The sequence below is a fragment of the Halobacillus sp. Nhm2S1 genome, from assembly GCF_019599545.1.
Classification (GTDB): domain Bacteria; phylum Bacillota; class Bacilli; order Bacillales; family Halobacillaceae; genus Halobacillus.
Map to the genome: position 1 here is coordinate 33,892 of NZ_JAIEZV010000003.1, position 24,279 is coordinate 58,170.

Sequence of the window (24,279 nt, forward strand, 5' to 3'; positions counted from 1 at the left end):
CGTTTCATTTTATAACTCACCGAATCCAAATCAGGCAAAACGTCCGAACTGTTTCTCAAACCCCAACATCACTGTCCCCACCGGACCATTCCTTTGCTTCCTCAAAATCACCTCCACCACATCACTGCCTTCCTGCGAATAGTAATCATCGCGGTACAAAAAGCTGATGACATCAGCGTCCTGTTCGATGTTTCCAGATTCCCTCAAATCAGACATCATCGGGCGTTTGTCCTGGCGTTGTTCAACACTTCGGGAGAGTTGGGAGAGGAGGATGATCGGGATGTTGAGTTCACGGGCGAGGAGTTTCAGTTCGCGGGTGATGGCACCGACTTCGAGGTCTCGGCGCTCATAGCGGCCTTTTACGTTAATCAACTGCAAGTAATCAATGATGATGAGGTGATCATGGTCCGGGTCAGAAGCTACGGACGCTCTGATTTTTGAGGTGATGTTCTGGACGGTTTGTTGGCGCTCATGGATGGACAAGTTCCACTCGGCGATTTCCCCGATGGCGTGGAAGGAACGTTTGTAGTCTTCGGCGGAGAAACACATCGAGCGCCACTTCTGTCCGTCGATGCGTGCTTCGGAAGAAATCATCCGCTGCAGCAATTGCTTGGACCCCATTTCCAGACTGAACAGGTCGACGGCTCCTCCGTTCTTGCAATGGTTCATGGCTATATTCAAAGCGAAAGCGGTCTTCCCCATCGAAGGCCTGGCAGCGACGATGATCAAATCGCCACGCTGCGCTCCTCCGGTCATTTTGTCATAGTCTTCGAATCCTGTGGCTAAACCCGTCTGTACGGGGGAGGAGATCATCTCCATGGCGATGTCATTGAGCTGCTCTTTCACCGTCTGCTCATCCGCTTCCGGGTCCTGATCCATCAGGTGCAACTGCTGCTTCAAGCTGAGCAGCGCATCAGCACTCGGATTTTCGATGTACTTGATCGCCGACTGTCTCATTTGCTGGTTCGTGTAGGATTCGATGAGGAGCTTTTCATAGAAGTGGAAGTTCTCAGTCGTCGGCACGGCTTCGGCCAGCCCGAGCAAGTAGCTCACTCCCCCCACCTGGGCGATCTCATCTCCAAGACTCGTTGTGACCGTCACCATATCCACCGGTGTACCGTCGTTGTCCACCTGCTGTATCGCAAGGAAAATGCGGCGAAGGTCGTGTCGGGAGAAATGCTCAGGGGCGAGCGTCGTCTGCTTGATTTTCTCCCCGTCTACAAGAAAGATTCCTAACACGGCCTGTTCCGTCTGTAGATTATGACTCATGGGACTTATCCTCTGCCAGTGAACGGAGCTTGTCCATGAACCGCTGGCGGATCTCATCAGAAACTTCCGCTGCTTCCGCCTCCCACACTTTCATCTGCTCCAAGTGAAGATTTTCTTCAGGTTCATAGACTGCGATTTCCCCGAGGGTCGGCGGGAACGGACTGCGGACGGCGAAATCGGAAAGCTTGGCCATCACCCCTTGATAATCCATTTCCAAAAGCTTCGGAATCAGCATATTAGCGACACGCTCGGTGATATCGAATTTCTGCGGATATAATTCACTGATCGTCTCGAGCACCTCGATGGCTTCTTCTCTCTTCATACCTGCAACTCCTCTCTCAACTTATCGAACACTGATTTGTTTTTCTCTTGCTTCGAACCTGTCCTCTTTTTCTTGTGATTCTCCTGCGCTCGTTCCGCTCCTTTCAGAGTGCGGACGCCCGCTTCCTGCCACTGTTTCAGAATGCCTTCACAATAGCTGAAGAAACGCTTGTTGCTCTCGACCGCAAGCTTCATCGATTGGATGACAAGTTCATCAGACAACTCTTCACACCACAGGGTTATTTTCTCTGCGATGAACGGCGACAACGTCCCGATGTTGTTTTCGTAAAAGTGATGGGGATTCACAGCTGGCGTTTCTACTACTTCTTCTTTTTCTTTCGTTTCGTTTTGTTTACTTAATGTGTTCGACTTGCCGCTATCGCTGCCGTTCGACTTGCCGTCACTGTTCTCCTCCAACCTGTCGTTCTCATTGTCCATTTCTTCATAAAGAGGGAGGATCCGATAGATGGGAGCCTGGTTTCCTGGTCTCGAAGTGAACGTCACATACCCTTTCTCCACGAGTTCCTTGCGTGCTTTCCGAATGCTGCTTTCGCTCAAGTTGGATTTCAGACAAAGGACGGTCATCGAAGCCGTGAATTCTTTTTTCCAGCGGGATTTGTTATTCACATGCATGAGGCTGTGCCAAAGGTTGATGGCGGCAGAAGTTAGAGGGTTGAATTCCTGGTGATCGTAGAAGGCGTTGATCGCTTTGATATAGTTCATTTGGATTCTCCTATTCTTATGGAAAGATGGAGGATTTGTGCATAGAAAAACACTTCCTCAATTCTATAATCGAAGGAAGTGTGTGTTTGGTGTCTATGAATTTGAAAGTTTTTTTAATTTCTTTGGAACGATTTGTCTCTTCAAGGGTTTGTTGTTGAACTGGAAAGGATTTTTTCATTTAAAAAGGAATTGAATTTAAATTTTTTGAGCCCAATTTAGAGTTAGTTGAAGTGGGTATAATACAGATGTGTTGTCATTTGAGTTAGAATCGGCTGATACTAACTCAAATGTACTTGCTCCATAATGTCCTTTGGTTGTCTCAACCTCAATTATTCCTTCTTCTTTGAGCTGCTTTATTACGCAAATGCTAGATTTATTTATGAAAGAGTTAAAGATTCTTCATTCGTCTTATTCGTTCTGAAGGTGAGATATATTCTTTTTTCGGTCTATTAGATTTTACAAGATTATATTTTTCAAATACATATCTGTTTTCATCGGTAACGACGTGTTTCTTGTGTTTTAGTTCTTCAATAATTTTTTCCTGCTGTTTTATGATTTCTTTCTGGCTTTCAATAATTTTCTCTTCGGGTTCTTGTCTTGAATTCATCAATAACCCTCCTTCGCAATTTGGGTGGAGGTCCGATCTGTGGGAATCCTTTTTTCTTGGGGTGGCTATATTTGTTTTTAATGTGTTCTTTGAGATTGTGGTTTTCACCCTGGTTCCTCTCCATAACATGCAACTCCTCTACCTCAAAAATCACTTCCGGTTTTACATCTAATTCTTTAATAATGTTGTATTTCCTTCTATTTTTCTTGGATTTTCACTTCCTTTGAAAAGGGTTTAATTTTTATTCTTTCGTTCGATTCTATAACAACAAAACCAATTCCTTCCTAAAGTAGAAATAAGGACACACACCAAACGTTGAAACATTCGGTTTGTTTCCTCTATCTGGCGAATAGAGCCTCAAAAAAGACTCACTTTTATCAAGGCTATAAAATCGTTTAATATTTGAGTTATGGCTAAACCTACAGGTATGGAGGTGATTTTTAATGGCAAAGAACCGCACAGAGGCAGGGACTGGGGATGGACAAGGAAGAATGGAGCAGAATCCGAATTCAATGGTTGAGCCAGGTCATTCCGGCACAGACCCCAATAAAGTAAAGCAGGAAATCCAAAAGGATGTAAGCGAAGGGATAGGTGCAATGACCTCGCGTGAGGCGGGATCCATGAAAGACTAAAGAACCACTATTCTTGTGGTTCTTTTTCTATAAAGATACCTCTCACCCTTTCATTAGAGTACAAGGACATTCACCATATTTCGATGACTTGATTTCAAGGCGTCTTTTTATACTGTCCCCTCTTTTTATAAGGGGTTACAGACAAAATATTTGCAAGTTTAAATGAGCGGACAGTCTTACGAGTATAGCAATAAGCAAGGACGGTCTCCTCTTTGATGGACACAACGCGGATGACCCTCTGCGAGATTTTCCCTTTGTCAGCCATGTAGATGAGTTCCAGTTGTTGCTTCTCCTCTAAAGCCCTTCTCAATACTCCATTCATTGATGATCACTCCCTAAACATAAACGCGAACACTTGTTCTAATTATGTATATGTTACCACAACTGTTTTAGAAGTAAACTGGTAAATGAAGGTCTTATAAGTGAGAACATCCAAGGGTTAGAAATCGCCATCTTTTAGAGTATTCCTGCTGTAAATAAGATTTTCTGGGACAGATAATGTGAACAGGTCCTAAACTGAATTCGCAAAATTTGAGGTGATGACCTGTGGAGTTCTGTGAAGAGGGCTAATACTTTGATATATACGCCCTGGCAAAGCCAGGGTCTTTTTCAGATCTGTGCTTTTTATCAGTTATTCATCCATTTCTCCGTTATCGTCATTACTGCCCCTTTTTTCAAAAGGTCCCTCAAGATCAATTTCCCGGTTACCAAAATCGATTTCCTGTTCCTCATGATCGATGATTGGATAATCTACGTCAGGCCTCGTTTCCTCGCCGTTATCCCTATCCAAACGGTTTCTTTGATCGTCCTGGTCATAGCGGGTGGGTTGGTAATTCACATCTTCCGGTTCATTTGGTTCGTTGGCTACGCAACCGTTCAAAACAGCTGCAATTAATATGCCTAATAAAATCGGTCCTTTGATTTTCATGCATTCACCTCCTGTTTCACCCCCTAATATTTACTAAAAGCCATAAAATAAACCATGATAAATTGCTTTTCTAAAGGTAAAATAATCGTGGACTCTTTTATTAAATCCACTTCAAATGAATATGGCTTAAGAGGAAAATATTCACTAAGATTTATGGAATAAAAAAATCCCCACCCTTAAGTAAGGCGGGGATTGCTCTTTATGAACACTCATTAGTGAATTAGTTTCAATTATATTGACAGAACGGTTACATATTTAGCAGTTATTTTAAGGCATTCATAATTTATAAATTTCAAATGGACCAGAGTGGGTTAAACCTTTTCGCCTTTCTCCATTTAGCCTTACTAAGGTTGACTAAAAAAAGAACCCAACATTCTATACGTTAATGGAGTTATAGTGCCTGCACACATCTACTTAACACTTAAGCGTCGTTGGGGTTATGCACTTTTACAATCTCTTTATTCATCATCATATGCATTTAAAGCATTCACACTGTGAGCAATAGCCGAACCTGCTTTCAATGCCGTAGCAACAAAAATGGCTTCAGCTACCTCCTCTTTCGAAGCTCCCTGCTTCTTCGCACCTTTCGTATGAACATCGATGCAGTACGGACAGCCTGTGGTATGGGCGACCGCTACGGCAATGAGTTCTTTATCTTTAGCAGAAATCGCTCCCTCTTTCATCGATTGTTGATCAAAATCGACAAATGCATGAAACGCACCTTCATGAAGATTGGAAAGTTCTTTAAGACGGCTGAAGTAAGAGGCTTTGTATAAAGCATCGTCGCCTTTTTCGTCGTATGTATTCAATGCATTGACACTGTGTGCGATCGATGAACCGGCTTTCAGCGCTGTCGCCACAAGGATCGCTTCTGACACCTCTTCTTTTGTCGCTTCCTGCTTCTTCACATTCTTCACATGCACATCGATACAATATGGGCATCCCGTCACATGAGCAACCGCTACAGCGATCAATTCTTTTAATTTACCCCCCAGTTTTCCTGGTTCAAGCGCTTTTTTATCGAACGCTACAAAAGCTTTGAACGCATCTGGTGCCAAATCCCCAAGTTCCGGCAGTCTCTCAAAATATGATTTAGCATAGAGTAGATCGTTCCCCATTGTCCTCTCTCCTTTGTATTCTTTTATTCATTACAATGATAAATTTTACCATTCCAAGGTTGCTTCGTAAATAAAGTGAGTGAATTTTCTGTCTTATTCTGAAAAAGAGATCTTAACGCTGAAACCTTGCTCATTTTTAAACGTATAGAGTAGAGAAAATAAACGAATCGGAGGATGTTAAAGATGGATTTTTCACTGGACGCCGTCATCCCGGCTGCAGGAATCGCCTTAGCCGGCTACTTCATCGGAAACGGATTAAAAAATTTTGGACAAAGAAATCCCATGGATGAGTACTTGGATCAAACCATTAGCGAACATACAAAAAAGAGGGAAGAAAAATGATGTTTGTAGGACTTTTTTTGACCCCGATCTTTTTAGTAGCGCTCGTTTATCTATTACGCTTTACCTGGGGGAAGAAGGGAAAAACGGAGGAAGGAAAGGCCGTGCTGAACGCTTCCTATGCAAAAGCGGCACCCATCTTCCCGATCGGCTGGCTCGCCATCGAACTTTATCATGACTGGATCCAGTCCCTATCCTTTTCTGCTTACCGAGATGCGATGTGGATTCTTGTGTTGATCACATTCATTGCTATAGGGGCAAGCCTGTTCCAATACCGGAAAGCAGTGATAGCCTGAGCCTCTTATTCCAACGGAGGCTCTTTCCATTTAATCGTCGTAAACGAGACGATCTCACTCCACCCTCTCCCTTTCGAATCCATCAAACCGGTGACGAAGGAAATCCAATACCACATTCCCTGTGTAAGGATGACCGGGCCGAACCCCAGGATGACACGGATGAAAATCTGCATGATGGTCGGCGGCTTCCCTGCATTCGTTTCGATGGTGAGGTTTGTCAACAGCATGCCGAGCGTCCTCCCTTTCGCAAACAGCGGGATGAGAATGAGCAGCGAGACATGGATGATGATGAAGGATTTCCAAAAGACGGGGTTCGGATCGAAGCCGCGCCCTGTGTTCTGTGTTTCTGTATAGAGGATGGCGAGGAATCCGGATAGGATGAGTTCAAGTCCTGTGCCTATGAATCTGAGGAACAAGTTTCTTTCAGACATCGAAGTCCCTCCTTTCTGTGTAATATCCTATGGGTTTTCGTCGTCATCGGTTTGCCTATTCACCCAGGACGACGAAAAAGAGATGGAGCTTTTGCCCCATCTCTTTTTCCATGCCTTTCATAATTGTCTTGGTTATATGTGGGTTTACCCTTAGATTTCAATTCCAATATGCTCGTTCGACAAATTGTGCGTTTTCTGTCATAGCATTCTTCCCTCACATTCTTTATACTTAACTAGGATTCTATATAAAGAGCTTTGAGAAAGGATCGATACCATGAAAAAATTCAATTACGTCCCATGGGTCGTGGGACTTTCCATCGCCATCAACCTCATCGTTGTGGCCTTATTGTTTTTACCGAAAGTTGACGGGGATCTCGGATTCAACATCAAACTCCTTCCCCTCCTGAATGCCGTCTTGAATTCCTTTACGTTCGTTTTCCTGCTGGCTGCGCTGTTCATGATCATCAGGAAAAACGTCAAGTGGCACAAGCGCTTCATCTTCGCTGCTTTCACGTCGACGGCGCTTTTCCTTGTTTCGTACCTGACGTACCATTCGATGGCGGAGTCGACGTCTTTCGGTGGTGAAGGGATCGTTGCCGGCATCTATTATTTCATTTTGATCACCCATATCGTACTGGCTGCACTGATTGTGCCTCTCGCGCTGCTTACTTTGTTCCGCGGGCTTGCGATGAAGGTGGATAAGCACCGGAAAATTGCGCGGTGGACGATGCCTTTATGGCTGTATGTCAGTCTCACTGGAGTCATCGTCTACTTGATGATTTCCCCTTATTATTGATGAAAGACCAGGCGCGGCGATGCGCCTGTTTTTTTTCGAAATTCTTTGTTTCCTTTCTGACTCTTATTATAGTAGAATAACAGTTAGAAGAAAGTCGCCAAGTTATTTCAACGATTGATGTTTCAAATTTTGTTATTCAGGGAAAATTTACTGTTCAAGGTCATATTATAAGGAGACTACTATGGATTTACTCCAATTTATGAAAAATGAAGGTTACACTTCGGCCAAGTTCTCCTCTTTGACTGGTGAAGATGTCCAATTGGTGTTGAATGATGTGGCTTCAACCGAGGACCTGTATCGACTCATGGATGTGACGCCGACCTCTGTCACTTATTATCCTTATGAACGCGTACCGTATATCGATTGTTTCATAGATCAGAACGTGATGAAGCTGCGCTTGTCGAAAGCATAAGGCATGGATCGGATTCGCCCCCAGGGCAATCTGGTCTTTTTATTTTCTAGAAAAAGATGGTTTACAAATCTATGACTCTTCGCTACGATAAGAGCAACGTACAAGAACTGCATACGCGTTTTGCACTAGGGGAGCTGCTTGAAGCGGCTGAGAGGAGACCTTCCGACCCTTGGAACCCGAACTAGATAATACTAGCGTGGGGAAGTGCGGTCGTCATTCACAAGGACCAGACTGGTTCTTCCTTTATGATTGGTAGACTGCATTCCCGTGGGATGCAGTTTTTTTGTGCTCAAAAAAAGGAGGAATTAGACATGAAAAACAACTGTGGAACTTCAAGAATCGCGGGGTGCTCGTTTTCGGTGCACCCGATGGCAGACAACTTCGTGGATTATATCAAGGCGAGCTTACGTGAGGTGGACAGTTCGAAAGTGTGGATGAAGACGGATGACGTTACGACAACCGTGCGTGGCCGGATGGAGCACGTCTTCGATGTCATGGAAGCGATTCTATTACATATCGCGAAAACGGGCGTCCATGTCGCTTTTCAAGGGACGTTTTCCATCGGCTGCCCGGGAGATTCGTCCGGGGATGTCCATATGGATGAATCCGAGGAACGGTTGAACAAGCCTCATTCCAAGAACATCGAACAGCGGATCGCGGCGAAGTTCTCCCTGTATCCGATGGGTGGCGGGGATTATATGGACACGATCTACCGTCAAATACAAGCGATGAAAGAAAAAGGCGTCGAAGTCACGCCCGCCCACTACTCCACCCGTCTCGACGGGGATACACGCGACATTTTCACAGGACTTGAGGATGTCTTCAGTGAAACGGAAGCAAGCGGCTCTTCTCATACGGTGATGACCGTGACCGTCTCCGCCAACAGCCCTTCCCATAAGGATGATCGCTCATGAACAGCTGGAAACTGAAAGAAATCGTCGTCATGTCCGTCCTTTCTGTCGTTTTTGCGGTCGTGTATCTGGCGTTCCTTCCGGTCGGAAAAATCCTCGTCGGCTTTTTCGGACCAATCGGCTATGACCTCATCTTCGGCATCTGGTTCATCGTATCGATCATCGCGGCTTACATCATCCGCAAACCCGGCGCCGCGTTTTTATCCGAAACGATTGCCGCAGCGGTTGAGGTCCTGCTCGGCAATGCGGTCGGTCCCATGCTCCTCGTTTCAGGGATGATCCAGGGGCTCGGCGCAGAATCCGCCTTCGCGATGACGAGGTACAAGCGTTATGACCTGTTCACCCTCATGCTTGCCGGCGTGATGGCTGCCGTGTTCAGCTTCGTGTGGGGCTACTTCCTATCCGGATATGCAGCCCTCAGCACCGGGTACGTCGCAGCCATGTTCATCGCCCGCATCATCAGCGGTGCCATCATTTCAGGTGTCGCAGGAAAAGCGCTCAGTGACGCCTTGGCGAAGACGGGTGTCCTGTCAAGCTTCGCTCTCGGAAAAGAACATCGAAGGAAGCATGCGGCATGAGTCAGGAAGTGATACGCGTCGAGGACCTCACCCTCCATTATGAGGAAAGACAGAAGCCTGTGCTGTCCCATCTGAATTTTTCCATCGATGAAGGAGAAAACGTGCTGATCCTCGGTCCAAGCGGGTCGGGGAAAAGCTCCCTCACCCACTGCCTGAATGGCCTCTACCCGAGGGAACTGGACGGTTCCATGAAGGGAGAAGTCTATGTAAAAGGCCGGAGGACGGACTCCTATCCCGCGGGTGAAATGGCACAGAACGTCGGCGTCGTTTTCCAGGATCCGGAGACGCAGTTCTGCATGATCACGGTTGAGGATGAAGTGGCCTTCGGGCTTGAGAACTTGAATACCCCTTATGAATTGATGGTGGAAAAAGTGGATACGGCCTTACGCTCCGTCGGGATGGAAGCATACAAAACGGCGAACATCTCCGAGCTTTCCGGCGGGCAGAAGCAGAAAGTCGCCCTCGCCTGCATCCTCGCGATGGAGCCTGAGGTGCTGATCCTCGATGAACCGACAGCGAATTTGGATCCGGTGGCGCGAAAAGAATTCATACAGCTTTTAAAGAGATTGAAAAAGGAATTGGCTTTCACCTTGGTTGTCATTGAGCATAAGTTGGAAGGCTGGCTGGACTTGTTGGAACGAGTCCTCATCATTCATGAAGATGGGGAACTTGCCTACGATGGTCCACTGCACGATCATTTAAAAACCTATGCCCTGGACATTCATGAGATGGGGATCCAGCTCCCTTACGCCACAAGGAGAGCTCTGGAACAGGAATGGACGCCTCCCTACCCGCTGCACATCGGAGAAATGCCGGCCGTTGCTTTCCCAGAGAATCCTCCTGCAAAATCTGCCGGGAAGGTGTTGTTGAAAGCAGAGGATGTGCACTGGAAGTCTATTTTGCGAAACATCCATATCACTTTTCATGAAGGGGAATGGGTGGCGATCGTCGGGGAAAACGGAAGCGGGAAATCTTCCTTATCGAGAATCCTTGCTGGCATCCAGTCACCGAGCAAAGGGACAGTTTCCCTGCACGGACGCTCCCTGAAGAAATGGAAAGAGAATGAGATGCGCAAAGAGGTCGGGTATGTCTTTCAAAACCCGGAACACCAGTTCATTACAGATACGGTGTATGAGGAAGTCGCCTTCAGTCTCCGGCATGCCGGCATGAAGGAAGCGGAATGGACAAAGATCGTCGAAGAAACATTGAAGTTCTGCCGGTTGGACGGACTGGAGGAGCAACATCCCTTCCTTCTCAGTCAGGGACAGAAGCGGCGCTTGAGTGTCGCGACGATGATCGTGGAGGATCAGCAGATGCTTTTCCTTGATGAACCGACGTTCGGACAGGATGAAAAGTCGACCTCAGATTTGATGTCCCTCTTAAAAGAAAAACACGAAAACGGGACGACAATCGTGATGATCACGCATGACATGGAGCTCGTGGACAAATACGCGACAAGAGTGCTTGTCATGAACGAAGGCGAACTCAGCTTTGATGATCAGCCGAAGGAACTTTGGGCCCTTCCTGATTTGGTCGACCATCATCTGGAACTGCCTCCAAGAGAACAATGGAAGCGTGCCGTTTGGAAGCGAGAGGAGCCTGCGTATGTTTCTTCATGACCTGAATCCGACGGTCAAAGCGCTGACGATCATCGGGGCCGTCTTCCTCCTCGCTTTCGTATTCGATCCGGTCACGCCTTTGCTCTACATCGTGTGGACCGTTCTTGTCACCTTCCTGTTCGGGACGTTCAAAAAAAGATACTACCTGTATTATTTCATTCCGTTCACCCTGTTCGCCTTCGGGATGTTTTGGACGACGATCGTCTTTTCGGACACCGCCTCCGCGACTTCCGAAACCGTTTCATTCCTCGGGATGGAGTTTCCAACGGAAGACATATGGACGGCGGCGGCTCTCGGTCTAAGGGTGCTTGCGTTTGCCAGTTTGTCGCTGCTGTTTTTGTTCACGACGAACATGGTCCATTTCATATTGAGCCTGATCCAACAGTTGAAGCTGCCACCGAAAATCGCTTACGGGGTGCTGGCCGGGTATCGTTTTTTGCCGATGTTGAAGACGGAATTCCAACAGATCCGTGCGGCGCACCGCATCCGAGGAGTCAACCGACCGGATTCGTGGAAGGAAAAACTGCTTCAGTACCAGCGGTTCGCGATTCCCCTCCTGGCCGGCGCGATACGGAAAGCGGAGCGGACGGCGATCGCGATGGAATCGAAAGGATTCACCGGTGCGAAGGCACGCACGTTTTACCGTCCGATGAGAGTACAGTGGAAGGATTGGCTTTTTCCTGTGATGATGTTCGGGATGCTTGGGGTGACGATCGCGGTCTTACTCTATTTTGGTTACTTCTCCTGGTATGATGGACAACTTTAACATGAAACAGCCCCCGGTTATTAAGCCGGGGGCTGTTCGCCATTCCACTATTCTGTTCCCTTCAGGAAAATGCGATTGAGGTTAGTGGTTGGAGTACGATTGCGTTAACCCTTATGACCCACTCGCCTCAAGAACGATTTCTTCCGGTGATTTCCTGCGCCGGATCGCCATTCTGGAAAAATGGACGCCTGCGAACACGAGCCCGACATAAAGCACAGCCATGCCGTATCCTCCGATGACATTTCCTATGATGATCCCTAGAGCACCGAGAACTTTTCCGAACTGAAAGACGAGTCCGTTGAAAGCCATATAGGCTCCCCGCCGCGTGTCATCGACGATATCAGCCAGGATGGACTGCCTTGTCGGAACATACAGCAATTCCCCAACCGAAAGGACGATGACAGCGATGAAAAGTCCTGGGATATGATTGCTGAACGCGAGGAACGCATAGCCCAGACCGAACAAGGCGAAGCCGGCATACATGATCGGTTCTTCTTTTTTCCCTTTGATCCATTTTGAGAATAGGGATGTAAACAGGACGATAAATAAGGTATTCGCAACCGTCAGCAGGCTGAGCAGCCGGATGCCGTCCAGTTCAAATGAAAATAGACCGAAAAGATCCATCATGCTTGATGCGATGTCCTGCTCTAAACGGACAGAAATGAAATTGTTGAGCTGGAATTCGATCCCTAAGATCGCGATCCCGCCAATCGTGAACGCGAGGAACGGGACATCTTTCATGACGAGGCTGTAATTTTTCAACACCGGCTTCAGCCCGTACCCTTCCCTCACTTTCTCTTCGCTCACGACATATGTGTCGGTGATCTTTGTACTTGTCATCCAGAGCGTCAACAAGCTGATGGCTAACAGGACGGCGATCAATTCGAACAGGTTCCTCTCGAAAAACCAGCCGCCGATCATGAGTCCGATCATCATCGACATGTTGATCGCCCAGTAGTTGATCGCATACATGAACGCCCGTGAATCTTTCGTACTGACATCGATGAGCATCGCCTCGGCCGCTGGGTTCACGAGTCCTCCGGCTATACCGATGAGCAGCAGCATGAAAAACGTCACCCAGGCGGATTGGAACCACGGAGAGTTTGCGAGGAACATGCCGATGAAAGCGACAAGCTTCAAGATCTCCCCTGTCACCATCAAGCGTTTCCGGCCAATGATATCCGCCAAGTACCCACCATAAAGACCCGTCAGGAACTGGGCAGCGACTTGAATCAGCAGCAGAACGCCCGCCACCGTCGCATTGATTTCTTTTGTAAAATAAATGGCCATGAATGGAAACACAGCTGCCCCTACGACCCGGCTTAGAAAGGATGTATAAATGCGGACCCGGATGTTTGGGTGCAATTCTTTGAACATGTGACCTCCCCCTTTGCTCCCTCTATTATGAACTTTCCAAAAAGGGGTAAAAAGGGTACAATTTAGAAAAATCTGTCCCCTTTTAGGAGGTGTATCGATGCTTGATGAACGGTATTTTTCATTGAGGGCTCATCTATATGAACGGGAAGAAGCCCAAACGATCGCGTTCAAGCTGCAGGAGCTTGAAGCCATTTGGTACTGCTCTCAAAAAAATGCGAAGAGAATTTTAAAAGAACTGGAAGCGAATGGAAAGCTGACGTACATTCCCGGAAAAGGACGCGGGAAACGGTCGACCCTCCTTTTTCCGAAACCGTTCCAAAAGGAAGTGGAGGACTTCGTCACCGCGTGTGTCGAGCGGGACGAACTGGATGAAGCGGCCCATCTGCTGCGACTGCCAATCCCGAAGTCCTGGATTGCCAAAGCATCCTATGATATCCGCAAAATGTTCAGCTACAGGGAGCAGAGCAGTCCGAAAGACGTGCTCCATGCTTTCATTGCACGATCGCTGACGACCCTCGACCCGCTGGAAGTTTCGATCACATTCGAAGCCCATATGATTGAACAGCTCGGGGATCCGCTGCTGAAATATGATGCGGAAAAAGATGAAGTCCGCCCCCACATCGCCCACCATGTAGAAGTTGACGACTCGTCCCGGACGTGGACATTCCATTTACGAAAAGGGGTGCGGTTCCATAATGATGAAGAGCTGACGAGCGAGGATGTCCAATCGACGTTATGGAGAGCGATGAACACGGAAGCCTCCACCTCCTGGCTGACGGAAGGGATCCGGAGCATCGATTGTCCGAGCCGTTATAAAGTCATCATCCATTTAGACAAACCAAATCCATTTTTCCCAAGATACATGGCAGCATCGAACCTGTGCATCCTCCCTTCCGGGATACCGTTCGATGAACAGGAGTGGATCGGAACTGGACCTTTTTATTTGAAGGAACGTACGGAGAACAAGCTCGTCCTCGCTGCCTTTGATGGATATTTTAAAGAGCGGCCATTGCTTGACGAGGTCCAATTTTTCAAAGTTTCCCAGGAAGCGGCGAGTATTATCAATTTCACGGTGGCAGACGGCGATGACGTGAACCCCGCTCAGAAGCACGAAATCGAAACCGGGTTCCGCTTCCTGACGTTCAATTTTCATAAAAAGAACATCGTGCAGGATCCTTATTTCCGGGAAGCCGTCTATCACCTTCTGGATATCGAAAGGGTGGCGGACTCTTTCGGTTGGCGCGCCTTTGGCGATGCGCCTGAATCGCCCAGTGATCATCAGTACGTGGAAGCCAGCAGCTTCGTGCCGAAACGATCCACCCACTTGGAGAAAAAGAGCGCATGGATTCCAGAGTTGTTGAAAAAATCCGGCTATGCGGGAGAACCGTTGAAGCTGTTTCACCTTGAATTTCCGAGTGCAGTGAAAGAAGCGGAGTGGCTCGAGGAAAGAGGAGCGGAATACGGCATCCATTTTGAACGTCATCCCTTCAACTTTTCCAATTTCTATACGGAAGACATGGGCAGAGATGTGGATTTGATTTTCATGGGAGAAGTGTCATCGCTCGACCCGCACCTCTCCTTTTTAGGAGCTTTTTACAACAAGAACCTCTTCTTCCGGCGCTTTTTCCCGGAATGGGGATTGCAGTGGATCCATGACAAACTCGAGGATTTCAAAAGACAGGAATCGTATGAAGGACGAGAGCGCGTTATGGATGAGATTGAAACGTACATACGAGAACAGCACCTGTTGATTTTCCAATACCATCCCGTGAAAGTCCGCACGTTCCACCCGATGATTCAGGACGTACGGTTTCAGTCGTTCGGTCACTTTGATTTTTCAAAAATATGGATTCCGCGATAAGCGAAAGCCCATCTCTCGTTGCGAGGGATGGGCTTTTGGGTTATGTAGGTATTCAAACTTCTTCCTTCATCGCTTTCTCCAAGTCGACCCAGATGACGGCTCCAAGCGGATGAGTATAGGGAATCGGTTCTTCATAAAGGACCGGGTTCTGAAGCACCCAGGCATAGGTCCGTTTATACGGCATCTGCTGACAGTCTTCTTCCGGTATGCCATGCCTGCAGGTAGCCTTCTCGTACACTGATTTCGTCAAAGGCAGGCTGTCGACAATCTCTACCGTTCCGAAAACTTGACCGGTTCCACTTTTAATCAATCCAATCGTCCCTCGCTGCTTCGTATGAGTGCCACGGATTTCCCACGTCTTTTCTCCATTCAAGATCCTATCGATCCATGGTTCTTTAATTAACAAACCTTTCATTTTATCCCTCCTTTTTAAATATGTGCTTACCGAAGGATGTGATCATTCTTTTCAAATCAACACAGGGCACTCTATCCTCTTTTACAACTCTAAAAAGTACAAATCATACATAAGTAAAACAATTGGAAGGTTTCCCCTAAATGCTTTAGGGAAAAAGAACTACAAATGGATGTAAATTCCATTTTTGAAATCTTTTAAAGCGTCGTTCGCAGAGGGAGGATGTCCGTTGAAGAAAATCTTCATGACTGTTGCTGTTTTATTTTTTATGATTGGGTGTTCCAATGACGAAAATGTCGATGCCACTCCTGAACAAGAAGACGAAAAACCACTGGAAGAACAAATCATTGAAGTGTTGGAAGAGAATGACTTCTTCCCGCCCGAAGATATCGTGGATTACGAAATCAAAGATGATTATATTTACGTCTTCATGCATTCACAGCTGAATGGATTAAGTTTAGCTCTCCTTAAGCACAACCCTGAGTCTCTGGAATGGCTCATGGGGGAAAAAGCCATCGGGGACACGGCTTCTTTCGGTTATCGTGGAGAGGACGAGGCCTCCCCAATTGTTACTATTGCATTCGCAGATGACCCGGCAATCAAAGATGTAAAGATCGCAGGTGAGTATGCCAAGCGGATTCAATTGACCCAGGAATTGACGGATGATTATTCCGTGGAAGTGAAGTACTGGATTCACTTCTCTGAAATGAGTGAGGTTTCTGAAGAAGATCTCGAGGACCTGCCATCAAAATCCGTCGAATACATCCGTTAACATTCCTTACTTTAAAAAATCCACTTTCAGACAGTGACAAAAGAAACTTCCACACACCATGGAAGTTTCTTTTTAGTTGGACCCTTTTAAACTCGGGAAATTAAAAAGATTATCCTTAGAGTAACGGACTGAATTCACCGGCTTTCATGTTTCAATCCAGTACCTTTTGACGACATTCCCATCGTCCTCGATGAAATCATGGTCCTCTATCCCACCATTGTTCAGAATCGTCTTCATCGATCCGATGTTGATTTCATCACAGACGACGAGCGCACTCGAAATGCCGAGTTCATTGGACTTTTCTAAGGACAAGCGCAACAGCTCCGTCGCATAGCCTTTCCTGCGCTCCGACGGACGGATGCCGTAGCCGATGTGGCCGCCGGCATTTCTTAGTGGTTCGGTCAGGGCGTGACGGATATTCACGGCACCGATGATTTTATTTTCTTGATTGACGAGCCAGTAGGTCGAACCGGGTATGAACCCTACAGGCAGGTCGATCCCTTTGGCATCATTATGTAAGCCCTGGACCATGGCTTGAAAGTTCGTTGGATCTTTTTCAATCACCCATGGAATCATCGCTTCTCCACTGTCTTTCCATTCTTTATAAAAACAAAGGTAGGATTCCTCGAGTTCTATGGTAGGTTCAATCAGCTTCAATGGACTCATTTTTAAGCCTCCTTATTTCTAATGTGATGTATTTCGCAAGACTATAAGATTAGAAGCCTCTCATCACTTCTTTTCTTTTTTTGCATCGCTGGCATTCTATAATTTCCCCGGGGCCATCTTCTTTCCAACTCACGCGTTTATATGTATGGAGGCCCAGCCTGCACCTTTTGCTACTATCATCCTTATCTATGAGAGCATGGATGATGAGAATCAGAACCCCCGAAACCATCAGGGAAATCACGAGGGAGGTATCCTGAATGCCAGAGAGGAGGAGCAAAGGCCCGGTTACAACGAGAAGCGAACCTAGGATCTGCCACTTCCGCATACCATCAAATCTCCTTTTTTAACAAAAGTTCATCCACGATCGGGATGCCATGATTACCGATGGCCGGGATCTCCGGTTTGATTTCCCGCGCGCGCTGAACAGCATCGTGTAAGATTTCAGTCATACGGAATCCACGTTTTTGATAGAAAGCGAGAGCTCTTATATTGTCGTTCGTTGTAATGACTCGAAGGACAGAACAGCCCAGCCGCTTTGCTTCAGCTTCTACCGCCTGGATGAGCGCTGTTCCGATGCCTTTATTTTCTGCCAAACTGTCGAGGGAGATGATCTCACACTCCCTCTCCTTCTTGATATAGGTGATCAACCCTAGAATTCTTTCATTTTCCAGTGCTGCAAAGCCGTCTAAATTTGTGCATTCATAAACACCGCTGGAGATGACCATCTTCGTTCCACCCCAATGGGTATGAAAAAAATCCACCTTGTCTGCGGTGGATAGGTGCTCCAAATTTAAGATTTTCATTTCTTTTCTCCTTCTTTCCCTCGCGCTCATTACACAGGCAAACGGCCGAACGCTTTCAATTTCTGATAGCGGTCCACGGCCAAAATCCCCTGCCACTGCCTTTTGCTGACGGCGAAAGCCTCCGAATCATCTCCCCAATCCCATGTGAGATCCCAGACGCCCTCCTCATTCATCGTCTCCAAGTAAAAGTCCAGGTTTTCCTTCAGCAGTCTCGGGTGCTTTTCAGCAAGGATATGTTTCGGTGTATGGATGAGGTCGAGCGGAAGCGGTTTGTAGCTGTTGCCCCAACTCTGCGGGTCTTTCTCTATGCACCTTTCAGCAAGGAGAACCGTTTTGGCATTCACTTCTTCGAATGTAAAAGGGGTATAGTCAGCGACTTTATCCTTATGACGGAACAAGACATTCATCAACCGTTGAAAACAGTTGACTTCATGAAAGTCCATCAAATCGATGGCCATCAAATGGGCGACAGCTTTTTCCACACTACTCCAACCCGTTTTCGCACCTTCACTGTCTTCATACGACCAATGAATGAGAAAACCGGCGAGTTCTGCTGCGGGGTTGAACATCCAATTTTCCTGGACACCTTCTTTCCAGTGCCACCAAGGGGCGTGTGGATGATCGTTGTGTTCAGGAAGGACCGATGGCCACATCCCTGTCTCTTCATCATAGGTTTCAAGCAGATACGAGAGCATATCAAGGACGACGCGTTCTTTAGAAGCGACATCCAATTCGAACAAGTACTGTCCGGCGGCCCATGTCGCCATCGGAGAAGATGCCGGCAGCCAAAAGTCCGGTTCGATGCCGTGACCGAAACCTCCATCCTCGTTTTGGAAGGCGCGTATGTAATGGATCACTTCACTCTTCAAACCGCCCTCCATCAACGCATGCCAACGGGCTGCTTCCAGTGGTCGTGCGTTCCTTTTGATCCATTTGCTCGTGCGTGTCATCGTCTCTTTGTTCATCCCAATCACACACCCCTCTAAAATGTTTTCCCTCCATTGACGCTGATGTTCTGACCTGTAATGAATGATGCATCATCGCTGCTTAAGAACCGGACAGTATTCGCTATGTCGTGCGGTTCTCCCATTCTTTTCAAAGGCACATCCTTAAGGTAAGAAGCTTTTGTCTCTTCTGATACTTCTCCGTGACGTTCCACCGGTGTAAAACCAGGATGGACCGCGTTGACCGTAATGCCATGTTCTCCGAGTTCACTGGCCCATGAACGTGTCATGCCGACGACCGCTGACTTTGCCGTTACATAATTGGAAAAATGCGCATTGCCGAGTTCGACGACTTCACTTCCGATGTTGATGATCCGTCCCCACTTTTCCTCCTTCATCGAAGGAATAACGGCTTTTGTCAGCAATAACGGAGCCTTCGTCGTAAACAGCAATTGATCGAGATAATCCTCCCATGTCACTTCTTCAAGAGAATATTCCGGCTGTGGACCTGTCGCGTTATTGACGACGATATTGACGGAACGGCCCGTTTGTTGTTCCGCTTCTCCCACCAGCCGGTCCACTTCTTCCTCGTTCGTCACATCGGCCTGGATTGCGAAAGCGTCTCCGCCATTTTCACGGATGGTTTGAACGACCGCATCAGCCGCCTCCTGATCGCGATGATAATTGATGATGACTGTCACACCGCAAGCTGCCAGATTTTGGGCGATGCTTTTCCCCAGTCCTTTCGAGCCTCCTGTCACTAAAGCCACTTTCTCCTTTGTGGACATGATTTCGACCTCCCCCTTTTTATTCTCCCATGGCCAGGTGATAACGTTTTTCTATATCTCCATACTCTGCAATCAATACGGCCGGGATCTCTTCCGATTCATATAGGATGGTACCTGCAGGAAGATCGCTGGCCATTCCTTTTTCAACGGTTGCAATTTTCTTGCCTTTGGTCAGGTTCTTCTCTTCGATCCACTCTGTTCCGTGGGTATAGACGTCTCCGTTCTCCAATTCTACATAGTCCGCATCAGGATTCATGCTGAGCACCTGCCTCAGGCTCAAAAGTCCTCCCTCGCCTGCTCCGGGAGAACAGGCTGAGAGGAGGAATATAGCCACAAGCATAACTAGAAAAATGCCTTTCATTCTGCATCTTCCCTTTTTCTAATGCTATGAATCAAGGTAAAGCCGAAAATGAAGGCGAAAAGAATGGATCCGTTGAACGAATGCGTCGCAAAAAATTTCGTCACCGGGTTCATCGGGAAGTTCGTGTAAAACAACCAGTGCGATAAGGTTACGAAAAGGCTCGGTACACCGATGCCGATCAATTCTGCCCATTGGAAACCTTTCAGCCTGCCTTCTTTATATCTCCGCCATAAAAAAGGAAGAGCGAATAACATCCCGAAGACCACCGGGAAGGTAAAATCAAAAATCATCAGAGGCAGCACGTCGAATTCCATCTCCGCCTGATCTACAAGTCCTCGGCGAATGCTCAACAGCCCCATCATCGTGGCGATGAGAAAGACAGCAAACCCCAGATGAAACAAAAGTCTTTTCATGAAAACACCTCAAACCTATATGTATGACCACTATTCAAGGACTGTGATTTCCTCTGCTGTCACTTTCCTGCTTTCTGGATCTTCCGTGATCTCTGTGCTTTCGCTGAGCTTCACTCGGATCTTGAGGAGTTCTTCCTCTCTCGCTTGCTCTCTGAACGTGTCCATTTTTAAGTTCTCGCCATCATTGGTATGAACCGGGATGTCATGAGGAACGAGTACGAGACAAGGCCATCCCTCTTCTGTGCCCGTCATCTCTCCATCCTTGACTGCCGATGAGCACTCGACTTCCAGACCGCCGACTTTGACTTCTGTCACATGACCTTCAAAGGCATTGACGTCTTTCCCTGCTACACTGCAACCCACGACTAAGAGTAAAAGAACGACAAGTAATTTCTTCAAGATGTCTCACCTTTCTGCAAATTCGAGCACGCAATGACAGCGCTCTCCGTTGTATTCTTACTAAAAGCGTACCATGTATGGAATAGTTTGAAAATACTGACATGGGTTTATAGTCATATTTTGTTAAAGGTTGTTAGGATTTAAGATTCACTTTGTTAGGAATTTAGCAGGGTTCTATAAGATATAAACTTCTTTCGAGTGCGTGATATTTAGTTCCAGGCTTATAAAGTGGACGTTGCTAATAAAAGTCGAAAAGTCGCTAATAAAAATACAAAACCTGCTAATAAAAGCACAGAAGCTACTAATAAAAGTGGTAAACCTGCTAATAAAATGCCCCTCTCATCCGATAAACACAGACAAGTTACAAGGGCTGATAACAATTCGTGCAGACCGTCTGAGTCCGCCCCCTTTTCACCCTTTTCCCGCAATGGTGGCAGGTAATGGTAGAGGAGTCGGGTGCGATCAACCCTTTGAAGCCGACTTTGATTCTATTCACTGACAAAATACCGAAATTGAAGCTCAATCCTATGAGAATTCCGATGATGATTAAAGAGATCAACATCCCCACAAAGTCTACCTCCCCCACCCTGAAAAATTCTGCCTATTAAAAGGAAACGACCAGCGCGTGACGCCTACTCATTCGATGTTTCAAGTTCTTCCTTATAAGCCCGTGACCAATGATAGGGCTGAACTTCCGCAAGTGTCTTGAACATCAGCTCGTCTCCAGGATGAGTCACGGCGACCTTCACCTCATCACCCCAGTAAAACAATCGTTCCTGACACACCCCGCACGGCGATAAAACTTTAAATGAAGAACTTTCATCGTCACGGGCGATGCAAAGGGAATGAGTCACCTTCATGTTCCGTTTGTGCGCTTCAAGGATCGCCCCTGTTTCCATGCAGAGATTCACAGCATCATTGATAACATCCGGGGCGACACTGGTTAGGATCGTTCCACCTTCCAACCTTAGGGCAGCTGCTCCTCCCCACCCGCTTGGATATCTATGTTGGATCAGTGCTTTTGCTTCCTCATACAAATCTCTTTCTCTATTCATTTCCTATCCCTCTTTCCTATTTCCGTCTCTTTGTCTATACGACTGGAAGGAGTAAAAGTTTCATAAGCACCCAGACAATAATTATAATTATCTTAAAATTTGGTTAATCTATAGTAAAAGACCGTTTTAAACCCTTCGTGAACCGTATAATAAAAGCGTTCATGAATGAAATGTACAGTCACATCTAACGAGCTTAGGGATTATCTTGAAGAAGTACCATCAGGAAAGGAGGAGCAGCTATGTCTGAGTTGAGGCTTGGGGAGCGGGTTCCGAATTTTATTTTACCTACCGTCACCGGTGAACAGTTTTTATTAGAGGAGCATCAGGAAAGCCACCGGGATTGTTGGCATATGATCGTTTTCTTCCGAGGGTCATGGTCACCCGCCTGCGTACGTGCCTTGAAAGAGATGGAGGACCATCTTGAAAAATTGACCAATGAGCACGTGACGGTCATGGCCATTGCGGCGGAAAACGCTGCAGAGTTGAAGCAGATGTCGGAAAAAGAAAGCCTTACATTCCCTCTCTTATCCGATGAATTCCTTTCCATTAATGAAGCGTTCGGCGTATTCACCGCTTCCCAAGAAGGGGTCGGTTCGTTCGGAGAGCCCGCTTGCTTTCTAATCAATCACGATGGTGAATTGCTTTATCAACAAAAACAGACCGGTCCTTATGGCAGGGCTTGTGCGAGGGATTTGTTGGAGACGATCCGTCATCTTAAAAATCAGCAGCACACCAAGGGCAGCGCCTCTTAGCGCTCCCCTTTTTCTGATGATCCATCCATGAGAATAGACTATGTTATACTGGTTTGAAGTAAGAAAAATCAGACAAAGCGGTGAACTGGATATGTTAGAAGATACGGGTGAACGGGTCATCCCGAAACAAATGGACCCGATGAACAACAGCCTACTCGAGCACATCGCAAGGTATGTGTTTTCCACCCCTTATGTAAATGGAAGGGTACTGGATCTCGCGTGTGGCACCGGTTATGGAAGTCTTAAAATAGCGAAAGATACGAAAAAGAAGATTGATGAAATCATAGGCATGGATATTTGTGAGGAAACATTGCAGTACGCGGTTCACAACTATTATCATCCTTTGCTCACTTTCAAACAAGGAGATGCGATGGACGCGGCCCTGCCTCAGGAGATCGGGACCTTTGATACGATTCTCAGTTTTGAAACGATCGAGCATGTGAGAGATGACCGATTATTCGTGAAGCGAATGTATGATTTACTGAAACCAGGCGGCACCCTTGTCCTCTCCACTCCATTCGGTGAAGGAAGGGATTACGAATGCGGGCAGCCTTTCCATTACTTTCAATTGACACCTGAGGAATTTGAGGGTTTGTTCGAGGGCTTTTCTGAAAAAGAAATCTTTTATCAGCGCGGCGTCACGATTGAGCCACCGAGAGAAGGCGTCTATTATCCTTTGGGTGTGGCTGTTTGTAAAAAGTAGGGACTCTTTTTGAGCTTCCCTACTTTTTTATGATGGTTCTATTCTTGTTCCATAAACGCTGGCAACGGATCATGTAATCCTTCCCAGCTCCTCTCCATTTCTTCATCGGTCAGCAAACAACGATCCAACGTTTGGATGATATCCTTACGGTCCATATCGATTCCAATGAACACGAGCTCTGTCTGACGATCCCCGTAGCGGGCATCCCATGTTTCCTGAAGCTGTGGATCTTCTTCAAAAAGCTCAAGCCTCTCCTTTTCAGGGAATGTGGCGATCCAATTTCCGGCCCCTTGAATCATCAGGGAGGATCCAGCTTGTGAAAGGAGTCCGGCATCATCGTTCCTTGTGGCGAGCCAGAAAAAGCCTTTCGACCGGATGATGCCAGGCGGCCAGTTTTCCAACCAGTGCATGAAACGCTCCGGATGGAAGGGTCTTTTTCTACGATAAACGAAAGACCCAATCCCATATTCCTCTGTTTCAGGGACGTGTTCATTGTTCAGTTCTTTGATCCAACCTGCTCCCTGGCTCGCTTTTTCGAAATCAAACAACGACGTGTCCAACACCTCTTGCAGGGGAACCTGACTGAACGATGTTTCGATGATACGCGCTTCCGGGTTCAGTTGCTGAAGGACAGCTTTCAGTTCTTTTCGATCGATTTCATCCACGAGGTCGGTTTTATTCAATACCAAAACATTGGCGAACTCGATCTGATCGATCAAAAGGTCAATGACTTCCCTTTCATCGGTGCCGTCCGCGGCCTCCTCCCTGTCCAGCAGCGATTCTCCAGAAGCGTAATCGTCCCAGAAGCGATTCGCATCCACAACGGTGACCATCGTATCCAAGCGGCACGATTCACTGAGGTTGATGCCGAGTACCTCATCGATATAGGTGAAGCTTTGAGCGACGGGGATCGGTTCAGAAATTCCTGTTGATTCGATGACGATATGGTCGATATCCATACTAGAAAGTTTTTCTACCTCTTTGATCAGGTCTTCCCTCAATGTACAACAGATGCAGCCGTTTTGGAGCTCCACAAGTTTTTCTTCCGTCCTTGCGAAACCTCCTTGTTTGACCATCGATGCATCAATGTTCACTTCACTCATATCATTCACAATCACCGCAATCCTGCGGTCTTCTTTATTATGAAGAAGATGATTCAGTAATGTGGTCTTTCCAGAACCTAAGTATCCACTCAACACGGTGACTGGTATTTTTCTGTTCATATGT

At 47.0% G+C, this 24,279-nt stretch carries 33 protein-coding genes and 1 riboswitch; of the genes, 13 read left to right on the plus strand and 20 right to left on the minus strand.

Annotation, left to right across the window (positions count from 1 at the left end; translation table 11 throughout):
• Positions 1 to 30: 30 nt before the first annotated feature.
• From dnaB to K2225_RS11800, 4 genes are all read right to left on the minus strand, one after another.
• Complete coding sequence (gene dnaB, locus K2225_RS11785; RefSeq protein ID WP_220584950.1) at positions 31 to 1,269, minus strand: replicative DNA helicase; 1,239 nt, start codon at positions 1,267 to 1,269, stop codon at positions 31 to 33.
• The gene (locus K2225_RS11790; RefSeq protein WP_220584951.1) at positions 1,259 to 1,591 is read right to left on the minus strand and encodes a hypothetical protein; all 333 of its coding nucleotides are present in this window, start codon (positions 1,589 to 1,591) and stop codon (positions 1,259 to 1,261) included. Before K2225_RS11790 ends, dnaB begins: the two co-directional genes overlap by 11 nt.
• The gene (locus K2225_RS11795) at positions 1,588 to 2,313 is read right to left on the minus strand and encodes a DnaD domain protein (RefSeq protein WP_220584952.1); all 726 of its coding nucleotides are present in this window, start codon (positions 2,311 to 2,313) and stop codon (positions 1,588 to 1,590) included. Before K2225_RS11795 ends, K2225_RS11790 begins: the two co-directional genes overlap by 4 nt.
• A gap of 388 nt (positions 2,314 to 2,701) precedes the next feature.
• Positions 2,702 to 2,920, minus strand: coding sequence for a hypothetical protein (locus K2225_RS11800; protein WP_220584953.1), 219 nt, complete (start codon positions 2,918 to 2,920; stop codon positions 2,702 to 2,704).
• A 443-nt stretch (positions 2,921 to 3,363) separates the two neighbouring features.
• Between K2225_RS11800 and K2225_RS11805 the strand changes: the two genes are divergently transcribed.
• A complete protein-coding gene (locus K2225_RS11805) occupies positions 3,364 to 3,552 on the plus strand; it encodes a hypothetical protein (protein WP_220585579.1) in 189 nt (62 codons plus the stop codon).
• A gap of 94 nt (positions 3,553 to 3,646) precedes the next feature.
• On the opposite strand, the gene K2225_RS11810 is transcribed toward K2225_RS11805, so the two are convergent.
• The 3 genes from K2225_RS11810 to K2225_RS11820 all read right to left on the minus strand — a co-directional run bounded on the left by K2225_RS11810 (position 3,647) and on the right by K2225_RS11820 (position 5,598).
• Positions 3,647 to 3,874 (minus strand): WYL domain-containing protein, encoded by a 228-nt coding sequence (locus K2225_RS11810; RefSeq protein ID WP_220584954.1) that lies wholly within the window; start codon positions 3,872 to 3,874, stop codon positions 3,647 to 3,649.
• A gap of 309 nt (positions 3,875 to 4,183) precedes the next feature.
• Complete coding sequence (locus tag K2225_RS11815; RefSeq protein ID WP_220584955.1) at positions 4,184 to 4,480, minus strand: hypothetical protein; 297 nt, start codon at positions 4,478 to 4,480, stop codon at positions 4,184 to 4,186.
• A gap of 458 nt (positions 4,481 to 4,938) precedes the next feature.
• Positions 4,939 to 5,598: a carboxymuconolactone decarboxylase family protein gene (locus K2225_RS11820; protein ID WP_220584956.1), complete on the minus strand. Its 660-nt coding sequence runs from the start codon at positions 5,596 to 5,598 to the stop codon at positions 4,939 to 4,941.
• Positions 5,599 to 5,781: 183 nt separating this feature from the next.
• Here K2225_RS11820 and K2225_RS20070 point away from each other — a divergent pair, with 183 nt between their 5' ends.
• Both K2225_RS20070 and K2225_RS11830 read left to right on the plus strand, forming a co-directional pair.
• Positions 5,782 to 5,940, plus strand: coding sequence for a hypothetical protein (locus K2225_RS20070; RefSeq protein ID WP_255574483.1), 159 nt, complete (start codon positions 5,782 to 5,784; stop codon positions 5,938 to 5,940).
• Positions 5,937 to 6,233: a hypothetical protein gene (locus tag K2225_RS11830; protein WP_220584957.1), complete on the plus strand. Its 297-nt coding sequence runs from the start codon at positions 5,937 to 5,939 to the stop codon at positions 6,231 to 6,233. The genes K2225_RS20070 and K2225_RS11830 overlap by 4 nt, the downstream gene beginning before the upstream one ends.
• Before the next feature lie 5 nt (positions 6,234 to 6,238).
• Here K2225_RS11830 and K2225_RS11835 read toward each other — a convergent pair whose 3' ends face one another.
• Positions 6,239 to 6,664 carry an RDD family protein gene (locus tag K2225_RS11835; protein WP_220584958.1) on the minus strand — a complete coding sequence of 142 codons (426 nt, stop codon included), beginning with the start codon at positions 6,662 to 6,664 and terminating at the stop codon, positions 6,239 to 6,241.
• Between the two features lie 274 nt (positions 6,665 to 6,938).
• On the opposite strand from K2225_RS11835, the gene K2225_RS11840 reads away from it, so the two are divergent.
• From K2225_RS11840 to K2225_RS11865, 6 genes are all read left to right on the plus strand, one after another.
• Positions 6,939 to 7,460 carry a DUF420 domain-containing protein gene (locus K2225_RS11840; RefSeq protein WP_220584959.1) on the plus strand — a complete coding sequence of 174 codons (522 nt, stop codon included), beginning with the start codon at positions 6,939 to 6,941 and terminating at the stop codon, positions 7,458 to 7,460.
• 181 nt (positions 7,461 to 7,641) lie between these two features.
• Positions 7,642 to 7,872 carry a hypothetical protein gene (locus tag K2225_RS11845; protein ID WP_220584960.1) on the plus strand — a complete coding sequence of 77 codons (231 nt, stop codon included), beginning with the start codon at positions 7,642 to 7,644 and terminating at the stop codon, positions 7,870 to 7,872.
• Between the two features lie 117 nt (positions 7,873 to 7,989).
• Positions 7,990 to 8,092, plus strand: a riboswitch (TPP riboswitch).
• A 91-nt stretch (positions 8,093 to 8,183) separates the two neighbouring features.
• A complete protein-coding gene (locus K2225_RS11850; RefSeq protein ID WP_220584961.1) occupies positions 8,184 to 8,786 on the plus strand; it encodes a YkoF family thiamine/hydroxymethylpyrimidine-binding protein in 603 nt (200 codons plus the stop codon).
• On the plus strand, positions 8,783 to 9,361 hold the full coding sequence (locus K2225_RS11855) for an ECF transporter S component (protein ID WP_220584962.1): 579 nt from the start codon (positions 8,783 to 8,785) through the stop codon (positions 9,359 to 9,361). The genes K2225_RS11850 and K2225_RS11855 overlap by 4 nt, the downstream gene beginning before the upstream one ends.
• Complete coding sequence (locus K2225_RS11860; protein WP_220584963.1) at positions 9,358 to 10,980, plus strand: ABC transporter ATP-binding protein; 1,623 nt, start codon at positions 9,358 to 9,360, stop codon at positions 10,978 to 10,980. The genes K2225_RS11855 and K2225_RS11860 overlap by 4 nt, the downstream gene beginning before the upstream one ends.
• Positions 10,967 to 11,746 carry an energy-coupling factor transporter transmembrane component T family protein gene (locus tag K2225_RS11865; protein WP_220584964.1) on the plus strand — a complete coding sequence of 260 codons (780 nt, stop codon included), beginning with the start codon at positions 10,967 to 10,969 and terminating at the stop codon, positions 11,744 to 11,746. Before K2225_RS11860 ends, K2225_RS11865 begins: the two co-directional genes overlap by 14 nt.
• A 111-nt stretch (positions 11,747 to 11,857) precedes the next feature.
• On the opposite strand, the gene K2225_RS11870 is transcribed toward K2225_RS11865, so the two are convergent.
• Positions 11,858 to 13,123 carry an MDR family MFS transporter gene (locus K2225_RS11870; RefSeq protein ID WP_220584965.1) on the minus strand — a complete coding sequence of 422 codons (1,266 nt, stop codon included), beginning with the start codon at positions 13,121 to 13,123 and terminating at the stop codon, positions 11,858 to 11,860.
• Between the two features lie 97 nt (positions 13,124 to 13,220).
• Here K2225_RS11870 and K2225_RS11875 point away from each other — a divergent pair, with 97 nt between their 5' ends.
• Positions 13,221 to 14,984: an ABC transporter substrate-binding protein gene (locus K2225_RS11875; RefSeq protein WP_220584966.1), complete on the plus strand. Its 1,764-nt coding sequence runs from the start codon at positions 13,221 to 13,223 to the stop codon at positions 14,982 to 14,984.
• Positions 14,985 to 15,036: 52 nt separating this feature from the next.
• On the opposite strand, the gene K2225_RS11880 is transcribed toward K2225_RS11875, so the two are convergent.
• Positions 15,037 to 15,399 carry an ASCH domain-containing protein gene (locus tag K2225_RS11880; protein ID WP_220584967.1) on the minus strand — a complete coding sequence of 121 codons (363 nt, stop codon included), beginning with the start codon at positions 15,397 to 15,399 and terminating at the stop codon, positions 15,037 to 15,039.
• A gap of 226 nt (positions 15,400 to 15,625) precedes the next feature.
• Between K2225_RS11880 and K2225_RS11885 the strand changes: the two genes are divergently transcribed.
• Positions 15,626 to 16,168: a hypothetical protein gene (locus K2225_RS11885; RefSeq protein WP_220584968.1), complete on the plus strand. Its 543-nt coding sequence runs from the start codon at positions 15,626 to 15,628 to the stop codon at positions 16,166 to 16,168.
• A gap of 144 nt (positions 16,169 to 16,312) precedes the next feature.
• Here the strand turns inward: K2225_RS11885 and K2225_RS11890 are convergent, their stop codons facing one another.
• The 9 genes from K2225_RS11890 to K2225_RS11930 all read right to left on the minus strand — a co-directional run bounded on the left by K2225_RS11890 (position 16,313) and on the right by K2225_RS11930 (position 21,597).
• Positions 16,313 to 16,834: a GNAT family N-acetyltransferase gene (locus K2225_RS11890; RefSeq protein ID WP_220584969.1), complete on the minus strand. Its 522-nt coding sequence runs from the start codon at positions 16,832 to 16,834 to the stop codon at positions 16,313 to 16,315.
• Positions 16,835 to 17,163: 329 nt separating this feature from the next.
• Positions 17,164 to 17,637, minus strand: a complete 474-nt coding sequence (locus K2225_RS11895; RefSeq protein WP_220584970.1) for a GNAT family N-acetyltransferase — start codon at positions 17,635 to 17,637, stop codon at positions 17,164 to 17,166.
• 29 nt (positions 17,638 to 17,666) lie between these two features.
• Positions 17,667 to 18,602 carry a hypothetical protein gene (locus tag K2225_RS11900; protein WP_255574486.1) on the minus strand — a complete coding sequence of 312 codons (936 nt, stop codon included), beginning with the start codon at positions 18,600 to 18,602 and terminating at the stop codon, positions 17,667 to 17,669.
• Between the two features lie 17 nt (positions 18,603 to 18,619).
• Entirely contained in the window at positions 18,620 to 19,369 is a 750-nt protein-coding gene (locus K2225_RS11905; protein WP_220584971.1) for an SDR family NAD(P)-dependent oxidoreductase, read from the minus strand.
• 19 nt (positions 19,370 to 19,388) lie between these two features.
• Positions 19,389 to 19,730: a hypothetical protein gene (locus K2225_RS11910; RefSeq protein ID WP_255574487.1), complete on the minus strand. Its 342-nt coding sequence runs from the start codon at positions 19,728 to 19,730 to the stop codon at positions 19,389 to 19,391.
• Positions 19,727 to 20,143 (minus strand): hypothetical protein, encoded by a 417-nt coding sequence (locus K2225_RS11915; protein ID WP_220584972.1) that lies wholly within the window; start codon positions 20,141 to 20,143, stop codon positions 19,727 to 19,729. Before K2225_RS11915 ends, K2225_RS11910 begins: the two co-directional genes overlap by 4 nt.
• A 30-nt stretch (positions 20,144 to 20,173) precedes the next feature.
• Positions 20,174 to 20,542: a hypothetical protein gene (locus tag K2225_RS11920; protein ID WP_220584973.1), complete on the minus strand. Its 369-nt coding sequence runs from the start codon at positions 20,540 to 20,542 to the stop codon at positions 20,174 to 20,176.
• Between the two features lie 361 nt (positions 20,543 to 20,903).
• Positions 20,904 to 21,110 carry a hypothetical protein gene (locus K2225_RS11925; protein WP_220584974.1) on the minus strand — a complete coding sequence of 69 codons (207 nt, stop codon included), beginning with the start codon at positions 21,108 to 21,110 and terminating at the stop codon, positions 20,904 to 20,906.
• A gap of 64 nt (positions 21,111 to 21,174) precedes the next feature.
• Entirely contained in the window at positions 21,175 to 21,597 is a 423-nt protein-coding gene (locus tag K2225_RS11930) for a cytidine deaminase (protein WP_220584975.1), read from the minus strand.
• Between the two features lie 239 nt (positions 21,598 to 21,836).
• Between K2225_RS11930 and K2225_RS11935 the strand changes: the two genes are divergently transcribed.
• Together K2225_RS11935 and K2225_RS11940 are read left to right on the plus strand one after the other, a co-directional pair.
• Positions 21,837 to 22,349, plus strand: a complete 513-nt coding sequence (locus K2225_RS11935) for a peroxiredoxin family protein (RefSeq protein ID WP_220584976.1) — start codon at positions 21,837 to 21,839, stop codon at positions 22,347 to 22,349.
• A 91-nt stretch (positions 22,350 to 22,440) separates the two neighbouring features.
• On the plus strand, positions 22,441 to 23,052 hold the full coding sequence (locus K2225_RS11940; RefSeq protein ID WP_220585540.1) for a class I SAM-dependent methyltransferase: 612 nt from the start codon (positions 22,441 to 22,443) through the stop codon (positions 23,050 to 23,052).
• Between the two features lie 38 nt (positions 23,053 to 23,090).
• Here the strand turns inward: K2225_RS11940 and K2225_RS11945 are convergent, their stop codons facing one another.
• Positions 23,091 to 24,275 carry a GTP-binding protein gene (locus K2225_RS11945; protein WP_220584977.1) on the minus strand — a complete coding sequence of 395 codons (1,185 nt, stop codon included), beginning with the start codon at positions 24,273 to 24,275 and terminating at the stop codon, positions 23,091 to 23,093.
• Positions 24,276 to 24,279 lie beyond the last annotated feature (4 nt).

Excerpts from the sequence above, each read along its gene's own strand:
- dnaB (WP_220584950.1), bottom strand. The coding sequence starts at position 1,269 with ATGAGTCATAATCTACAGACGGAACAGGCCGTGTTAGGAATCTTTCTT.
- K2225_RS11790 (WP_220584951.1), bottom strand. The coding sequence starts at position 1,591 with ATGAAGAGAGAAGAAGCCATCGAGGTGCTCGAGACGATCAGTGAATTA.
- K2225_RS11795 (WP_220584952.1), bottom strand. The coding sequence starts at position 2,313 with ATGAACTATATCAAAGCGATCAACGCCTTCTACGATCACCAGGAATTC.
- K2225_RS11800 (WP_220584953.1), bottom strand. The coding sequence starts at position 2,920 with ATGAATTCAAGACAAGAACCCGAAGAGAAAATTATTGAAAGCCAGAAA.
- K2225_RS11805 (WP_220585579.1), top strand. The coding sequence starts at position 3,364 with ATGGCAAAGAACCGCACAGAGGCAGGGACTGGGGATGGACAAGGAAGA.
- K2225_RS11810 (WP_220584954.1), bottom strand. The coding sequence starts at position 3,874 with ATGAATGGAGTATTGAGAAGGGCTTTAGAGGAGAAGCAACAACTGGAA.
- K2225_RS11815 (WP_220584955.1), bottom strand. The coding sequence starts at position 4,480 with ATGAAAATCAAAGGACCGATTTTATTAGGCATATTAATTGCAGCTGTT.
- K2225_RS11820 (WP_220584956.1), bottom strand. The coding sequence starts at position 5,598 with ATGGGGAACGATCTACTCTATGCTAAATCATATTTTGAGAGACTGCCG.
- K2225_RS20070 (WP_255574483.1), top strand. The coding sequence starts at position 5,782 with ATGGATTTTTCACTGGACGCCGTCATCCCGGCTGCAGGAATCGCCTTA.
- K2225_RS11830 (WP_220584957.1), top strand. The coding sequence starts at position 5,937 with ATGATGTTTGTAGGACTTTTTTTGACCCCGATCTTTTTAGTAGCGCTC.
- K2225_RS11835 (WP_220584958.1), bottom strand. The coding sequence starts at position 6,664 with ATGTCTGAAAGAAACTTGTTCCTCAGATTCATAGGCACAGGACTTGAA.
- K2225_RS11840 (WP_220584959.1), top strand. The coding sequence starts at position 6,939 with ATGAAAAAATTCAATTACGTCCCATGGGTCGTGGGACTTTCCATCGCC.
- K2225_RS11845 (WP_220584960.1), top strand. The coding sequence starts at position 7,642 with ATGGATTTACTCCAATTTATGAAAAATGAAGGTTACACTTCGGCCAAG.
- K2225_RS11850 (WP_220584961.1), top strand. The coding sequence starts at position 8,184 with ATGAAAAACAACTGTGGAACTTCAAGAATCGCGGGGTGCTCGTTTTCG.
- K2225_RS11855 (WP_220584962.1), top strand. The coding sequence starts at position 8,783 with ATGAACAGCTGGAAACTGAAAGAAATCGTCGTCATGTCCGTCCTTTCT.
- K2225_RS11860 (WP_220584963.1), top strand. The coding sequence starts at position 9,358 with ATGAGTCAGGAAGTGATACGCGTCGAGGACCTCACCCTCCATTATGAG.
- K2225_RS11865 (WP_220584964.1), top strand. The coding sequence starts at position 10,967 with ATGTTTCTTCATGACCTGAATCCGACGGTCAAAGCGCTGACGATCATC.
- K2225_RS11870 (WP_220584965.1), bottom strand. The coding sequence starts at position 13,123 with ATGTTCAAAGAATTGCACCCAAACATCCGGGTCCGCATTTATACATCC.
- K2225_RS11875 (WP_220584966.1), top strand. The coding sequence starts at position 13,221 with ATGCTTGATGAACGGTATTTTTCATTGAGGGCTCATCTATATGAACGG.
- K2225_RS11880 (WP_220584967.1), bottom strand. The coding sequence starts at position 15,399 with ATGAAAGGTTTGTTAATTAAAGAACCATGGATCGATAGGATCTTGAAT.
- K2225_RS11890 (WP_220584969.1), bottom strand. The coding sequence starts at position 16,834 with ATGAGTCCATTGAAGCTGATTGAACCTACCATAGAACTCGAGGAATCC.
- K2225_RS11895 (WP_220584970.1), bottom strand. The coding sequence starts at position 17,637 with ATGAAAATCTTAAATTTGGAGCACCTATCCACCGCAGACAAGGTGGAT.
- K2225_RS11900 (WP_255574486.1), bottom strand. The coding sequence starts at position 18,602 with ATGAACAAAGAGACGATGACACGCACGAGCAAATGGATCAAAAGGAAC.
- K2225_RS11905 (WP_220584971.1), bottom strand. The coding sequence starts at position 19,369 with ATGTCCACAAAGGAGAAAGTGGCTTTAGTGACAGGAGGCTCGAAAGGA.
- K2225_RS11910 (WP_255574487.1), bottom strand. The coding sequence starts at position 19,730 with ATGAAAGGCATTTTTCTAGTTATGCTTGTGGCTATATTCCTCCTCTCA.
- K2225_RS11915 (WP_220584972.1), bottom strand. The coding sequence starts at position 20,143 with ATGAAAAGACTTTTGTTTCATCTGGGGTTTGCTGTCTTTCTCATCGCC.
- K2225_RS11930 (WP_220584975.1), bottom strand. The coding sequence starts at position 21,597 with ATGAATAGAGAAAGAGATTTGTATGAGGAAGCAAAAGCACTGATCCAA.
- K2225_RS11935 (WP_220584976.1), top strand. The coding sequence starts at position 21,837 with ATGTCTGAGTTGAGGCTTGGGGAGCGGGTTCCGAATTTTATTTTACCT.
- K2225_RS11940 (WP_220585540.1), top strand. The coding sequence starts at position 22,441 with ATGTTAGAAGATACGGGTGAACGGGTCATCCCGAAACAAATGGACCCG.
- K2225_RS11945 (WP_220584977.1), bottom strand. The coding sequence starts at position 24,275 with ATGAACAGAAAAATACCAGTCACCGTGTTGAGTGGATACTTAGGTTCT.